Source organism: Streptomyces sp. NBC_01210 (genome assembly GCF_036010325.1).
GTDB lineage: Bacteria > Actinomycetota > Actinomycetes > Streptomycetales > Streptomycetaceae > Streptomyces.
The window spans coordinates 8,426,912-8,441,744 of record NZ_CP108549.1 but is presented as its reverse complement, the minus strand read 5'-3'; the positions used below and the strand labels follow the sequence as shown (position 1 = coordinate 8,441,744).

The 14,833-nt window shown below is 70.3% G+C and carries 14 protein-coding genes; 9 read left to right on the top strand and 5 right to left on the bottom strand.

The genetic code is table 11. The features are described from left to right. Positions 1–23 precede the first annotated feature (23 nt). The 5 genes from OG735_RS37960 to OG735_RS37940 all read right to left on the bottom strand — a co-directional run bounded on the left by OG735_RS37960 (position 24) and on the right by OG735_RS37940 (position 5,486). Positions 24–1,130, bottom strand: a complete 1,107-nt coding sequence (locus OG735_RS37960) for an ABC transporter ATP-binding protein (RefSeq protein ID WP_327327685.1) — start codon at positions 1,128–1,130, stop codon at positions 24–26. A 5-nt stretch (positions 1,131–1,135) separates the two neighbouring features. After that, complete coding sequence (locus OG735_RS37955; RefSeq protein ID WP_327327684.1) at positions 1,136–2,068, bottom strand: ABC transporter permease; 933 nt, start codon at positions 2,066–2,068, stop codon at positions 1,136–1,138. Then, positions 2,065–2,967, bottom strand: coding sequence for an ABC transporter permease (locus tag OG735_RS37950; protein ID WP_327327683.1), 903 nt, complete (start codon positions 2,965–2,967; stop codon positions 2,065–2,067). Before OG735_RS37950 ends, OG735_RS37955 begins: the two co-directional genes overlap by 4 nt. A gap of 4 nt (positions 2,968–2,971) precedes the next feature. Continuing rightward, positions 2,972–4,108 carry a polyamine ABC transporter substrate-binding protein gene (locus OG735_RS37945; protein WP_327327682.1) on the bottom strand — a complete coding sequence of 379 codons (1,137 nt, stop codon included), beginning with the start codon at positions 4,106–4,108 and terminating at the stop codon, positions 2,972–2,974. Positions 4,109–4,325: 217 nt separating this feature from the next. Continuing rightward, positions 4,326–5,486 (bottom strand): aromatic ring-hydroxylating oxygenase subunit alpha, encoded by a 1,161-nt coding sequence (locus OG735_RS37940; protein ID WP_327327681.1) that lies wholly within the window; start codon positions 5,484–5,486, stop codon positions 4,326–4,328. A gap of 458 nt (positions 5,487–5,944) precedes the next feature. Here OG735_RS37940 and OG735_RS37935 point away from each other — a divergent pair, with 458 nt between their 5' ends. From OG735_RS37935 to OG735_RS37895, 9 genes are all read left to right on the top strand, one after another. After that, entirely contained in the window at positions 5,945–6,355 is a 411-nt protein-coding gene (locus OG735_RS37935) for a hypothetical protein (protein WP_327327680.1), read from the top strand. Further along, positions 6,352–7,662, top strand: coding sequence for an NADH-ubiquinone oxidoreductase-F iron-sulfur binding region domain-containing protein (locus tag OG735_RS37930; RefSeq protein WP_327327679.1), 1,311 nt, complete (start codon positions 6,352–6,354; stop codon positions 7,660–7,662). Before OG735_RS37935 ends, OG735_RS37930 begins: the two co-directional genes overlap by 4 nt. Continuing rightward, positions 7,659–7,850 (top strand): ferredoxin, encoded by a 192-nt coding sequence (locus OG735_RS37925; RefSeq protein WP_327327678.1) that lies wholly within the window; start codon positions 7,659–7,661, stop codon positions 7,848–7,850. The genes OG735_RS37930 and OG735_RS37925 overlap by 4 nt, the downstream gene beginning before the upstream one ends. Position 7,851: 1 nt before the next feature. Then, positions 7,852–9,912 (top strand): acetate--CoA ligase family protein, encoded by a 2,061-nt coding sequence (locus OG735_RS37920; RefSeq protein ID WP_327327676.1) that lies wholly within the window; start codon positions 7,852–7,854, stop codon positions 9,910–9,912. Between the two features lie 36 nt (positions 9,913–9,948). After that, complete coding sequence (locus OG735_RS37915; protein WP_327327675.1) at positions 9,949–11,121, top strand: acyl-CoA dehydrogenase family protein; 1,173 nt, start codon at positions 9,949–9,951, stop codon at positions 11,119–11,121. 56 nt (positions 11,122–11,177) lie between these two features. Beyond that, positions 11,178–12,350, top strand: a complete 1,173-nt coding sequence (locus OG735_RS37910) for an acyl-CoA dehydrogenase family protein (RefSeq protein ID WP_327327674.1) — start codon at positions 11,178–11,180, stop codon at positions 12,348–12,350. Between the two features lie 106 nt (positions 12,351–12,456). Continuing rightward, entirely contained in the window at positions 12,457–13,317 is an 861-nt protein-coding gene (locus tag OG735_RS37905) for a 3-hydroxybutyryl-CoA dehydrogenase (protein WP_327327673.1), read from the top strand. Positions 13,318–13,468: 151 nt separating this feature from the next. Further along, entirely contained in the window at positions 13,469–14,080 is a 612-nt protein-coding gene (locus tag OG735_RS37900) for a TetR/AcrR family transcriptional regulator (RefSeq protein ID WP_327327672.1), read from the top strand. Positions 14,081–14,141: 61 nt separating this feature from the next. Continuing rightward, complete coding sequence (locus OG735_RS37895; protein ID WP_327327671.1) at positions 14,142–14,732, top strand: gamma carbonic anhydrase family protein; 591 nt, start codon at positions 14,142–14,144, stop codon at positions 14,730–14,732. The last annotated feature ends 101 nt before the right edge of the window (positions 14,733–14,833 follow it).

Genomic DNA, 14,833 nt, shown 5'->3' with positions numbered 1-14,833 from the left:
TGGATCGGCTGCGGGGCGGGCAGTCAGTCGAGGACCAGGCAGTGTTCGGGCTTCCAGCCGATCTCGACGCTCTCGCCGCCGCTCCAGCGGTCCTCCATGCGGGAGCGGTCGGTGTTCTGCTCCAGTACGGAAAGGGTGATGCCCGGGGCGAGTTCGATCAGGTAGGTGGTGGTCGGGCCGGAGTAGACGGTTTCCCGGACGACGCCGTTCACGCGGGTCATGCCGGGTTCGAGGTCGGAGAGCCAGATCTTCTCCGGCCGAATGGACAGGCTGACCCTGCTGCCGTCGCTGACGCCGGCGCGGGTCCCGACAGGGAGTACGGGGCCTTGGTCGATGTGGACCTCACCGGCACGGTAGGTGCCGGGCACGAGGTTGGACGTGCCCATGAAGGAGGCGACGAAGCTGCTCGCCGGGCGTTCGTAGACGTCCTCGGGTGTTCCGCACTGCTCGACGCGGCCCTCGTTCATCACCGCGACCCGGTCCGACATGGTGAGGGCTTCGTCCTGGTCGTGGGTGACGAAGACGAAGGTGATGCCGACCTCTCGCTGGATCTGCTTCAGTTCGACCTGCATCTGGCGGCGGAGTTTGAGGTCGAGTGCGGCCAGCGGCTCGTCGAGGAGCAGGACTTGGGGGCGGTTGACCAGGGCGCGGGCCAGGGCGACGCGTTGGCGCTGGCCGCCGGAGAGGGTGTGGGGCTTGCGGTCCGCCAGGCTGCCGAGCTGTACCCGCTCCAGCATGCCGGCAACGCGTTCGCGTATCTCGGTGCGGCCGACGCCTGCGCGCTTGAGACCGAAGGCGACGTTGTCGGCGACCGTGAGGTGGTCGAAGAGGGCGTAACTCTGGAAGACGGTGTTGACGTTGCGCTTGTTGGGGGGCAGGGCGGTGACGTCTTCGCCGCTGAGCAGGATGGTGCCGTCGGTGGGGTCGGTGAATCCGCCGATCATCCGCAGCGAGGTGGTCTTTCCGCAGCCGGAGGGGCCGAGGAGGGAGAAGAACTCGCCGGACGCGATGTCCAGGGTGAGGTCGCGGACGGCGAAGGAGTCGCCGTAGTTCTTGCTGACGCAGTCGAGCCGGACCGCGGGTGCGGTGTCCGTCGCCGTCAGGGCGGCCGAGGTGGTCGTCGTGGTCACGGGTGTCACTTCCCGGAGAGGAGGTCGAGGCCGCCGCGACGGCCGAACAGGCGCGGGATGAACAGGGCGAGGGCGATGAGGCCGATGGATCCGGCGAGCATCAGGGTGCCGACGGCGTTGATGGTGGGCTGCACACCGAACCGGATCGCCGAGTAGATGCGGACGGACAGCGGCTGCGGGTCGACGCCGGTGGTGAAGTAGGCGAGGACGAAGTCGTCGAAGACAAGGGCAAAAATCAGTACGGCGGAGGCGAGGATGCTGGGGAGCAGTGCGGGCAGGGTGACCAGGCGAAGCGCCTGCCAGCGGGTGGCTCCGAGGTCCATCGCGGCCTCTTCGACCTCTGGGTTGAGGGCGGCGATCCGGGACCGGAGGATGACCGTCACATAGGAGATGGAGAAGGTGATCTCCGCGAGCATGACGGTGCCGGTGGACAGCGTGATGCCCATGCCCTTGAAGAGCATCATGGCCGCGACCCCGGTGACGATCTCGGGGGTGATCAGGGGGACGAGCATGATGAGGCCTGCGAGGGAGCCGAGGCGGCTGCGGCAGCGGACCAGGCCGAGCGCCAGTGCCACGCCGAGGATGAGCGAACCGGCCGTCGCGACCAGGGACACCCGAAGGCTCATGCCGAGCGAGTCGAGCAGGACATCGTCCTGGAAGAAGGCCGAGTACCAGCGGAGGCTGAAGTCCTTGAAGACGGTGAGGGACTTCTGGGAGTTGAAGGAGAAGAGGACGACGACGCCGATGGGCAGGTAGAGGAGCGCGAAGAACGCGGCCGTGACGGCGAGGGCGAAGCGGGGCTTGCGGTCGGTGCCGCGGCGGCGCCTGCGGACACGGGAGGTGCGGGTGGCCGGGCTGCTTCCCGTGCGGGTGGCGACGGCGCGGAGCGGGCGGGCGGCGGGGCGGCGCTGCGGTTTGAGAGCCGGGCGCAGAGTCATCGGGTCGCCTCCGCTTCGTCCTTGCGGGCCCGGCGGAGGTAGCCGACCATCCCGAGGAACAGGACGACCATCATGAGCATGGTGAGTGCCGAGCCGAGCGGCCAGTTCTGGCCCTGGAAGAACTTGTCCTGGATCAGGTTGCCGATCATGATCTGGTCGGGGCCTCCCATGAGCTGGGCACTGACGAAGTCGCCCATGGCGGGCAGGAAGACGAGGACGCAGCCGGCTGCCGCGCCCTGCCGGGTGGCGGGAAGCGTGACGAAGAAGAAGGTCCGCAGGGGGCCTCCGTAGAGGTCGCGGCCTGCCTCGATCAGCGAGACGTCCATGCGCTCCAGCGCCGCGTACAGCGGGATGATCATGAACACGATGAAGCCGTAGACCAGCCCCGCGATGACGCCCACGCCGGACTGGAGAATCTTCGTGCCGCTGTCGGCGAGCCCGACGGCGCGCAGTGCCTTCAGCAGGGGGCCGTCGTCGGACAGAACGACGGACCAGCCGTACATCCGGACCAGGTAGTTCGCGAAGAACGGGACGACGATGGCGGCGATCAGGAGGTTTTTGAGGCGTCCGCCGTGCAGGGCGATGGCGTAGGCGACGGGGTAGGCCACGGCCAGGCAGATGACGCAGGTGAGAAGTGCATAGCCGAGGGAGCGCAGCAGCACGGCCCGGTAGGCGGGTTCGGCCAGTGCCGTGATGTTCTCGAAGTTGAGTCCGAAGTGCGGATTGCCGAGCGGGTCGGTGGTGCCGAGCGCCAGTGCGGCCACCAGGACGAGGGAGGCGACCAGGAAGGCGGACATCCACAGGGTGCCCGGGACCATGAGCCAGGCCCACAGCCGGTTGCCGCCTGCGGACGGTCCTCTTCGGGGCCGGGGCAGGACGTGATCTGTGCGTCGTTTCATGTCGTCAGCCGGCCTTCACACGGGTCCAGGCGGTGTCGCGGGCCTGTTCGCCCTCGGAGGTGGCATTGCGGAAGTAGAGCTCGTCCGTCAGGTCGTCGGCGGAGACCTGGCACTCGGGGAACGGCTCCACGAGCGCGGCGTAGGTTTTTTCGCTGCCGCCGACCGGCATGGGATAGCCGATGTACTCGATGTTCTTCTTCACGTTCTCCGGGCGGAGCATGTAGTCGATGAAGAGCATCGCCGTGCCGGGGTGGCGGGCGTCGGAGGGGATGGCGTAGCAGTCCGAGTTGATCGGAGCCCCTTCCTTCGCGACTTCGAAGCCGAAGATCGAGGGGTCCTTCGCCTGGTTGAGCATGGCGGCCATATCGCCGCTCCATGCCTGGGTCATGGCCGCGTTGCCGGTGAGCAGGTTGTTGTAGCTGTCGCTGGAGAAGCCGCGCAGATGGGGCCGCAGCGAGCGCAGGGAGTCGGTGATACGGCTCAGCTCACCCTCGACGCTCGTGGAGACGTCGAGACCGAGCTTGAGCGCCCCCATGCCCAGGGCTTCGTCCCGGTCGTCGAGCAGGAACACCTTGCCCTTGGCCCGGGCGTTCCACAGATCGCCCCAGGAGCCGGCCAGGTCGCTGCCGATCTTGTCCTTCCGCCAGCCGATCCCGGTCTTGTACATGGTGAAGGGGAGGGTGTGCCGGGCTCCGGGGTCGTACCAGGGGTCGGCGAAGTAGTCGTAGTGGGTGAAGACGGCGTCGGCGTTCTTCAGCCGGGTGTGGTCGATGGGGCGCAGCCGGTTTCCTTCCGCCAGCCGCTGGGCCCATTTCGCGGTGGGGAAGATGATGTCGTAGCGGTTGCCGGCGTTGAGCTTGGCGGCCATGCCTTCCATCGAGTCGAAGTTCGACTGGATGACCTTGACTCCGTACTCCTTCTCGAATCCGGCGAAGACGGCCGGGTCGACGAAGTCGGCCCAGTTGAAGTAGACGAGATCACCGTCGACCTTGACGTCGATGAGTTTGTCCTCGGCCTTCTGCGCGGCGGGGCCGGAGGAGGAGAATCCGCAGCCGGCCGCGGTCAGGCCGAGACCGACGGCCGCGGCGGAGCCGGTGCGCAGGAAGGAGCGGCGGGAGGGGGAAAATGCTTCGGGGGACATACGAGGTCCTCTCCGTGGGGTCCGCGGGGCAACGGACACCTGGTGCGGGCGGGGTGGTCCCTGGCACGCATGCACGTGCGGGACCGGGGAGCCGCGGGGTCGGTTCGGGGGGACCGACGGCGTACTCGACAGGGGGGTGGCCTTGGCGGTTCGGGCTCCACGCCGGCCGCGAGGGGGTCAGCTCAGTGCTGCCCGGCGGCCGCTGGGACAGGTTCGGTCAGGGCTCCACGCCGTCCAGGTCGGCGCGGACGCGGTCGGCGAACCAGCCGACCGCGGACTCGCGCCGGGACAGGGGCCCAGGTTCGAAGCCCGGTGTGGTGAGTCCTTTCTGCACACGGGCCACCAGTTCGGCGTCCTCGTCGTTGGTGATCCAGCCGATGTGGATGTTCAGCCGCCGGGCGAGCTTGGTGCGCAGTCCGGTGCCACGGCGGGTGTAGAACGCTCCGGGTACGGCCACGCGATCCACCGCCGTCGGGATCGCGGTCCAGGCAAGCACATGGTCGGGGTAGAAGTCGATAAGTGTGTTGGGGTAGATCACGGCGTACCGCCAGACCCGGCGGTCGGCCTCGGTCAGACCGGGCATGGGGGCGGTGATGCGCTGGTAGAGGCGCTCCGCCCAGTTCGAGGACGGCTTGTCGCGCAGGGGCGAGGCGAACAGCGTGTACGCCTCACCGATCTCGCTGGTGTAGCCCTGGTAGTCGAGCAGCCGCATCAGCCCGGGGTGGGCGACCGGCACGTGGTAGCCCTCGAGGTAGTTGTCGACGGCGACCTTCCAGTTGGCGTGCTGGACCTCGGCGCCTTCCAGGTCGTGGATGCGGCTGCGGCCGATCGGCACCAGATCGGTGCCTGCGTAGTGGCCGACCGCCTCGGCGAGGCCGGCGCACTGCTTCGCCAGCGGTGCGGCGTCCGGGTCGAGGTTGGCGAAGACGAAGCCGAGGAACGACTCGACGCGGACGGGGAACAGCCCGAGCCTGGGTTTGTCCAGGCAGGGGATCTGCCGCGCCTCGGGGGCGCCGACCAGCCGTCCGTCGAGTCTGTACGTCCAGCCGTGGTACGGGCAGCGGATCGCCTTTCCGGCCGGTTCGGGGCTGGTGACCAGGCGTGTTCCGCGGTGGCGGCAGACATTGAGGTGGGCTGCCAGACTGCCGTCCTCGGTCCGGACCACCAGTACCTCGCGGTCGGCGACCGTGGCGGCGAGCCGGGCGCCTGGTCCGGGCAGGTCGGATTCGTGGCACACGAGCTGCCAGGACTTGGCGAAGATGTGCCGGGTCTCGGCGGCGGCCGTGCCGGCGTCGGTGTAGTAGCGGGCAGGCAGGGCCTGCCCGGGGCTGAGGTGGTCCTGAAGTGCGGCGGAGGCTTCGGGGGCTTCCGAGGCCATCGATGGCGCAGAGGCTTCGGGGGCTTCCGAGGCCTTTGCTGGCGCAGAGGTTTCGGGGGCTTCGGGCTGCATCGGCTGACTCCTCCATGCCGCATACGCGGCGATCGGTGTTGAGGCGGCCCAGGGGCTGTCTGCGGGCCGTGGTGAGACACCGGGAAAGCCGCGCTGACTAATTGGTCAGTCAGATTGCTGCCGCGTTTCCGCAGTGTCAAGACTTGTGAACTGACTAACTGATTAGTTAGCGTAGTCCTCATCGCTGCTCCCCGCGTTTCGTCGTTTCCCGTCGAGCCGGACGACGGCAGCCTCCCGGGCGCCCACGCCCGGTCCGTACAGCCGATTTCCCGTCGCACGGCACCCCGGTTCCCGGCAGTGAGCCACAGACAGCGCACATCGCACCCCTTGGCCACTGCCGGCCCGGTCGGGCCGTGACGGCTCTCCCATCCCTCCCGGAGGCAGGCATGAGCGGTCGTCGGAGTCTCGTATGGCTCGGGCTCACTCCCGAACCGGAGCGGGAGCTGCCACCCAGCGTCGCCGCCCTGCGCACCGGTGCGCGGGGTCAGGCCGCGACGCCACCGCAACTGGCGGCCGCCGAGCGCCGCCGTGTGGAGACCTTGATCCTGCACGGCAGCCGGCGCGGCTGGCTGCGCTATCTCGCGGAGGTCACCGGTCTGGTGACCGCCGTCGCCGACGGCTCCCGCCCGGGCGACCCCCGGGCCGCCCTGCTCGCGGGAGAGGTGGTGCTCGACCACCACCGCATGCTCATCGGCCTTCCGGGACCCGGATACGGCCGAACCGCGGCGGACCGCACAGCTCTCGAACACGCGGTGCGCACCCTGCGTACCCATGTAGCGGAAGGAAGCCGGGGATGACCGGGATCCTGTCCCAGATACCGGCCCGGACGGGCTCCCTCCTCGGAGCGGCACCGGCCGTGGCGGAGAGCGCCGAGGCGTACGCCGCGACGGGCGGCTACCGGGACGCCGTAGGCCCGGACGTGCTGCTGGCCCATATCGCGGCGGCCGGGCTGCGGGGCCGCGGCGGCGCCGGATTCCCCGTCGCCGTGAAGCTGCGGACAGTCCGTGACGCCGGCGGCGCTCCAGTGGTGGTGGCGAACGGGGAAGAGGGCGAGCCCGGCTCGGTCAAGGACCGCTGGCTGCTGCGGGCCCGGCCCCATCTCGTCCTGGACGGCCTCGCCCGCGCCGCCGCGATCACCGGAGCCGTACGGGGCTTCATCTACCTCTCCGACCCCTACGCCGGCGCACGCGTCCGCCATGCCCTCGCCGAGCGCCCGCCGCGGCTGCCGGTCGAGGTGATCGAGACCGGACACACCTACGTCGCCGGCGAGGAGACCGCGGTCGTACGGAGGATCAACGGCGGTCCGGCCATGCCCACCGCCAAGCCGCCCCGGCCGTTCGAGCGGGGAGTCGGGGACGAGCCGACGCTCGTCTCCAATGTCGAGACGCTGGCCCGTATCGCCCTCATCGCCGGCCGACCGGAGCTGCGCCGCCGGATCGCCCGCGCCACGCTGCTGACCCTGTCCGGCCGCCACGGAACTCCGCTGCTCACCGAAGTTCCGTACGGCTCCACGCTGGCGGCGCTGGCCGCGGCCCAGGGCACTCCCGACGCCACCGGGGCGCTGATGGGCGGGCTCTTCGGCGGGTTGATCGGCGCCGGCTCACTCGGCCTCCCGCTCGATCCCGGCGCGCTCACCGCCGCCGGCACGGCGCTGGGCTGCGGGGCCATCCGCTTCCTCGCCCCGGGCGAGTGCCCGGTGGCGGTCGCCGCCGACGCCGTGGATCATCTCGCGGCCGAGAGCTCCCGGCAGTGCGGCGTCTGTGTGTCGGGCACGGCCGCGATCAGCGACACCCTGCACCGGCTGACCGCCGGCACGGCCGGGCCCGACTCCGTCGAGCGGCTGCTCCGGTGGTCGTCCGGCCTGCCCGGGCGTGGCGCGTGCGGCCTGCTCGACGCCGCCGCGGGCACCGCAGGAAGCCTCCTGCTCGCCTTCCCCGAACCCGTCCGAGCCCACCTCGGCACCCCGTGTCCGGCCTGCGACGCAAGCCCTCCCAGCGGTGGCCACCGGCTCTCCGTGCCCGTACCGGACGTCATGGACGCGACCCCGTCCGATGCCCCACTGCCCGGCTCCTCCCCCGTGCCCGCGCTGAAAGGAACACCGTGAAACTCCTTCTGGACTCCACACGCTGCCAGGGCTACGGCCTCTGCCAGGAGCACGCCCCCGGCCTCGTCGAGCTCGACGAATGGGGCTACGCCACGGTCGTCGCCGTACCGGTGCCGGACGGCGGCGAGGACGCGGCCCGCGCCTGCGCCGAGGTCTGCCCCAACTCCGCCCTCCGGCTGGAGAAGTGACATGGGACGTGATCTGACCGCTCTCTTCGACCCCAAGTCCGTCGCCGTGGTCGGCGCCAGCAACGACCCGGCGAAGTACGGCCACGCGGTGGCCGCACAGGCGCTGCGCGACCCCGAGCGGCGCCCCGTGCATCTGGTGAACCGCCGCGGCGGTACGGTCCTCGGCCGCGCCGCGGCCACCAGCCTCACGGAGATCGGCGAACCTGTCGACCTGGTGGTCATCTCCGTGCCGGGCCCCGGTTTTGAGGCCGCCGTCGACGACGCGCTGGCCTGCGGAGCCCGGGCGATCGTCGGCATCACCGCCGGCTTCGCCGAAACGGGCCCGGCCGGACTGGCCCGGCAGCGGGCGATCGCCGATCGCGTACGCGCCGCCGGAGCGGTCCTGGTCGGCCCCAACTGCCTCGGGATCGCGGACAACACGACCCAGCTGTACCTCGCCTCGGACAGCTTCGCGCCCGGCGACATCGCACTGCTGAGCCAGAGCGGCAACCTCGCGCTCGAGCTCCAGCTCCGCTGCGCGCCGCACGGCCTCGGCTTCTCCCGCTTCGTCTCCCTCGGCAACCAGGCCGATGTCACTCTCGTCGACCTCGTCGAGGACTGTGCGCGGCACGAGGCCACCCGGGCCATCGCCGTGTACGCCGAGGACTTCGGGGACGGCCGTGCCTTCGCCCGGGCGGCCGCCGCGGCAGGCAAGCCGGTCGTACTGCTCACTGCCGGGCGCGGCACCGCCTCGGCCCGCAGCGCCCAGTCGCACACCGGCGCCCTCACCACGTCGTCCGACGTCGTGGCCGCGGCGTGCCGCGACGCGGGGGTGGAACTCGTCGCCACGCCGCGCGAGATGACCGTCGTCCTCGCCGCGCTCAACGCCGGCCTGCGGACGAGCAGACGGCGTACCACGGTCTTCACGGACGGCGGTGGACATGGCGCGATCGCCGCCGACGCCGCCGAGGCCGCCGGTCTTGAGGTGCCCGAACTCGGCGCAACGGCGCAGGAAAGGTTGAGAACCGTGCTGTGGGAGCAGTCCGCGGTCGGCAATCCCGTGGACCTGGCCGGGATGGGCGAGCAGAACCCCGGGTCGTACGCCGACACGGTCGGCGGGCTGCTCGCCACCGACGAGGTCGACGCCGTGCTGATGACGGGCTACTTCGGCGGTTACGCGGCTTCCGACGGAGGCCTCGGCAGCGGTGGATCCGCGCTCGCCGAGGGCGAGTTGCAGGCCGCCCGGGCGATCGTCACGCACCGGAGGGCAACGCCCAAGCCGCTTGTCGTGCAGTCGATGTATCCGCGGTCGACGAGCTGCCAGGTGCTGGCCGACGCAGGGATACCGGTGTTCTCCTGTACCGAGGACGCCGCCCGCGCGCTTGCGGCGATGACGGTCCGCGAGGCGGGCGGTCCGCCCGGTGTCGCCTCGCTGCCACCGGCGGCGGCCCCTCTGCGGGACGCCGGGTACCACGGGGTCCGGGGCCTCCTCAGTGCGGCGGGTGTGCCGTTCCCGCCGGCGCGGGAGATCACCGATGAGGCCGGACTGCTCGCCGCGGCCGAGGAGTTCGCCGGTCCGTACGTCCTCAAAGCCCTGCACGTACTGCACAAGTCCGACGCGGGCGGCGTGGCGCTGCGGCTCGCGGACCGGCACGCGCTCACCGCCGCCTACCGGGACATGCGCGCCAGGCTCGGCGCGCCTTCCTACTCGGTCGAGGCGATGGCCGACCTCACGGACGGCGTTGAGCTGATCGTGGGGGTGAACCGCGATCCGCAGTTCGGTCCGGTCGCCATGGTGGGTCTCGGTGGCGTCCTCACCGAGACGCTGCACGATGTCGCCTTCTCCCTGGCGCCCGTCCCGGCCCGCCGGGCCGGACATCTGCTGCGCGGTCTGCGTACCGCCGCACTGCTGGCGGGCGTCCGGGGTCGGCCGGCCGTCGATGTGGCGGCCGCTGCGGCCGTCATCGAGCGCATCACCGCCGTCGCCGCTGCCCACCCGGAGATCGCCGAGCTCGAGGTCAACCCGCTGCTGGTCCGCCCGGACGGCGTACTGGCCCTGGACGCCCGGGCCGTACTCGTCTGACGACCCACTCCCCCTCACCACTTCTCGGAGGACACGATGGACTTCTGCTACACACCCGAGCAGGCCGACCTCAAGGCGCGGGCCGCCGCGTATGCGCGGCTTCTGATGCAGTACGAGAACCAGTCGGAGGAGGCGGGCGGTCCGCTGCCCGCCGACACGGTCCGCGAGCTGACCCGCGCCGCGATCGACGCCGGCGTGTACGCGATCAATATGCCCGCCGAGTGGGGTGGGGCCGGGCTGTCCCTGCTCGACCAGGTCATCGTCGAGGAGGAGTTCGGGAAGGTCACCAACTGCCTCTGGGACATCCCGTGGCGGCCTGCCAACGTGCTGGCGTACGGCACGGAGGCGCAGCGGGAGAAGTACCTGCTTCCCGTCGTCCGGGGCGAGCGGTTCGACGCTTTCGCGGTGACCGAACCGGGAGCGGGCTCGGACCCCGGCTCGGGCACCAGCACCGCCGATCGCACCATCGGCGGCTGGCTGCTGAACGGCGAGAAGTGGTTCGTAACCTGTGGGGACATCGCCGACTTCCTGCTGGTGCAGGCCGATGCGGGCCCGGAGCGCGCGGCGACGCTGTTCTTCGTGGACAAGCATGCGCCCGGCGTCGAGATGACGCGCGTGCCGCGTTTCATGCACTCCGCGGTGAACGGGCATCCCGAGTTCACCTTCACCGATGTCTTCGTCCCCGACGAGGACGTGCTCGGCGGCGTCGGCAACGGCTACGAACTGACGAAGGAGTGGTTCACGGACGAGCGGCTGATGATCGCCGCGCGGACGACGGGCGCGGCCGAACGGGCGCTGGAACTCGCCCGCGACTGGGCCGTCGAGCGCCGCCAGTTCGGCTCCCCCATCGCCGACTTCCAGCTCATCCAGGGCATGCTCGCCGACTGCGCCGTCGACATCGCAGTCAACCGCGCCTACACCCACCAGGTCGCCTGGGAGGTGGACGAAGGGCGGGCCGACCGCAAGACCCTGCACGCCAAGGCGGCGATCGCCAAGCTGTCGGCGAGCGAGGCCGCCGGGCGCGTCATCGACCGGTGCGTCCAGATCTTCGGCGGCCGCGGCTACGACCGCTCCTACCCCGTCGAGCGCATGTACCGCGAGCTGCGCGTCGACCGCATCTGGGAAGGCACCTCCGAGATCCAGCGCCTGATCGTGGCCAACGAGCTCATCAAGCGCGGCACCAGGGCACTTGCCCTGCCCGCCTCCTGACGCCCCACGCCGCCCCCGCCGGCACACGTTCGTACCCGACAACTTTGAGGAATGACATGGACTTCCGCCTCACCGCCCGTCAGGAGGAGCTCAAGAGCTCCGCGCGCGGGCTCACCGACTTCATCATGAAGTACGAGCTCGACTGCGAGGAGAACAACGGCCTGCCCCCGCAGGCCCATGCCGAGATCCGCGACGCCGTGCTCGGCAGCGGGCTGCAGGCCGTCAACATGCCGACGGAGTGGGGCGGTGCCGGTCTCTCGATCCTGGAGCAGGCCACCGTCCAGGAGGAGCTCGGCCGGCTCACCGGTGCCCTGTGGGACACGGTGTGGCGGCCGGCGAACGCCCTGCGCTTCTGCACGCCCGAGCAGCGCGAGCGGTACCTCGTCCCTGTCATCCAGGGAAGGCGCCGTGACTGCTACGCGGTGACCGAGCCCGAGGCCGGATCGGATCCGCAGAATCTGAAGACCACCGCGACGCGGACCGGCAGCGGCTGGGTGCTGAACGGCGAGAAGTGGTTCGTCACCGTCGGCGACCACGCGGATTTCATGATTGTGCTGGCCGCTGCCGGTGAGGAGCGGGCCCCGACCCTTTTCCTCGTCGACAAGGAGACGCCCGGCATCGAGATGACCCGCGTGCCGCGCTTCATGCACACCTTCGTCTACGAGCACCCCGAGTTCACGTTCACGAATGTCCATGTCCCCGAGGACGCGGTCCTCGGCGGCATCGGGAACGGGTACGACATCACGCGGTCCTGGTTCACCGAGGAGCGGCTGATGATCGCCGCGCGGACGACGGGCGCGGCCGAACGGGCGCTGGAGCTCGCCCGCGACTGGGCCGTCGAGCGCCGCCAGTTCGGCTCCCCCATCGCCGACTTCCAGCTCATCCAGGGCATGCTCGCCGACTGCGCCGTCGACATCGCAGTCAACCGCGCCTACACCCACCAGGTCGCCTGGGAGGTGGACGAAGGGCGGGCCGACCGCAAGACCCTGCACGCCAAGGCGGCGATCGCCAAGCTGTCGGCGAGCGAGGCGGCCGGGCGCGTCATCGACCGGTGCGTCCAGATCTTCGGCGGCCGCGGCTACGACCGCTCCTACCCCGTCGAACGCCTCTACCGCGAGCTGCGCGTCGACCGCATCTGGGAAGGCACCTCCGAGATCCAGCGCCTGATCATCGCGGGTGAACTGGTCAAGCGGGGCACGGGCGTTCTGCAGATGCCGTCCGCCGGCTGAACGCTGCTGGCCGCCGGGCCCGGTCCACGCGACCGGGTCCGGGCGGCGGCGCGGTGACCCGCAGCTCATGGCCCGTAAGACCGTCAGGGAGAACCGAGGAGAAGCAATGGCCGGTATCGAGCGGATCGGGATCGTCGGCTGCGGCCTCATGGGATCCGGCATCGCCGAAGTGTGCGCGCGGGCGGGACGAGACGTGATCGTGGTCGAGGCGAGCCGCGCGGCGGCGGACGCCGGGCACAGACGCATCACCGCCTCGTTCGACCGGGCCACCGCCGCCGGAAAACTGTCCGCCGAGGAGCGGGATGCCGCGCTGGCCCGGATCGCGACGACCACGGACATGGACCTGATGGCCGACCGGGATCTGGTCGTGGAGGCCGTTGCCGAGGACGAAGCGGGGAAGGTGGAGGTCTTCGCCCGGCTGGACACGACCGTGAAACGTCAGGACGCGATTCTGGCGTCCAACACCTCCTCCATACCGGTCATCCGACTGGCCGCGGCCACGGCGCGCCCGGAACACGTGGTGGGCCTGCACTTCTTCAATCCCGTCCCGGTCCTCCCGCTGGTCGAGCTGGTGCCGTCGCTGCTGACCGGCGAGAGCACCGCACAGCGCGCGGAGGCGTTCGCCTCCGATGTGCTGGGCAAGCAGGTCGTCCGCGCCCGGGACCGTGCCGGGTTCATCGTCAACGCCCTGCTGGTTCCGTACCTGCTTGCCGCCGTACGGATGGTCGAGTCCGGTACGGCGTCGGTCGAGGACATCGACCGGGGCATGACCCTGGGCTGCGCCCACCCGCTCGGTCCGCTCGCCCTGACCGATCTCATCGGACTGGACACCACGCAGGCCATCGCGGAGTCGATGTACGAGGAGTTCCGGGAGCCGCTCTACGCACCGCCGCCGCTGCTGGCCCGGATGGTCGACGCGGGCCTGCTCGGCCGTAAGTCGGGCAGGGGCTTCCACACGTACCGATGAATCGGCGCCGTGCGGCGCACGTTTCGCGGCGCCTGTGGCCAGGGGCCCGGGGTCCGGCGCCGGGCGAGATACGGGAAGATGGAGAGGCGCGGGGCGGGCAGGCGGCCCCGCCCACCGCATATGGGCGGCGATACGGAACGGGAGCAGTAACGTGGCCAAGGCCGAACGCACGCTCGAGACACGTGAGCGGATTCTCTCCGCCGCGTGCGAAGTGATTGCCGAGGTCGGCTTCGAGAAGATCCGTATGCGCATGGTCGCCGAGCACGCCGGCGTGTCGACGGCTCTGCTGCACTACCACTTCGAGACCCGCGAGAAGCTCTTCGCGGAAGCGATGACACACTCCTTCGCCCAGACCGGCACCGAACTCGAACGCGACGCCGACTCGGTCCCGGCCTCGGTCACGCTGGCACGCATCGTTCACAGCATGCTGCCCACGGACCCGGAACTCCGGCAGGACTGGAAGCTCTGGCAGGAGCTCTGGGTACGGGCGCTGCGCGACAAATCCGCACACCATCTCGCCGTGGATCTGTACGACCAGCTCCACACCTGGGTGGCCGAGGCACTGCGGCGGGGAACCCGCACCGGTGAATTCGCCGACTGCGACATCGACGCGACCAGCACGCTGGTTCTCGCTCTGTGCGACGGCTTCGGTATCCGGCTGATGCTGGACGACCCGCGGGTCACGCTCGACACCGCGCAGGCAGCGATCTGGCAGGCCATTGCCGGAACTCTCGGCATTCCGTCCGTGTTCCCGGACATCTGAGAACCGGGCGGTACGGACCGGCTGCCGCTGCTGCCCCGAGGAGTGTCCTACCCTCGGCCAGATGTTGATCGAGCATCGCGGAAAGTGTCCTGTCGTTCCCGATTCTGCCTACGTCGCCCCCTCAGCAGTCCTGTGCGGTGCGGTCGTCCTGGGCGAAGGGGCACGCATCATGCACGGTGCCGTACTCACTGCCGAGGACGGCGAGGTGCGCACGGGCACGAACGTGGTGGTGCTGGAGAACGCGCTGGTCCGTGGCCGGGCGAAACATCCCGCCATCCTCGGCGATGCGGTGCTGATCGGCCCGCACGCCCATATCAACGGAGCGACGGTCGAGGACGAGGTCTTCGTGGCGACGGGTGCCTCGGCCTTCCCGGGCGCCGTGGCAGGCACACGCTCCGAACTTCGGCTCAACAGCGTGCTTCACGTCAACTCGCGGCTGGCGCCCGACACCGTTCTCCCGATCGGCTGGATCGCCGCCGGAGACCCGGCGCGCTTGTTCTCCCCCGACCAGCACGACGAACTGTGGGAGGTGCAGCGCGGCCTTGACTTCCCCGGAACCGTCTATGGCGTCGCACGCGGCACTTCGATGCGCGCGCTCATGGCCCGCCAGGCCGACTTCTACGCAGCCCACAGAGACGACCGCACACTCTGACCGGCGGGGCGATCAGCCGTCCCGTGCGGCTGACGTACGGGCCTGGCCACGCCCGGAGGGGATGAGGGCCGCCCTCCGGACCGTCTCAGGGGCACACTGAA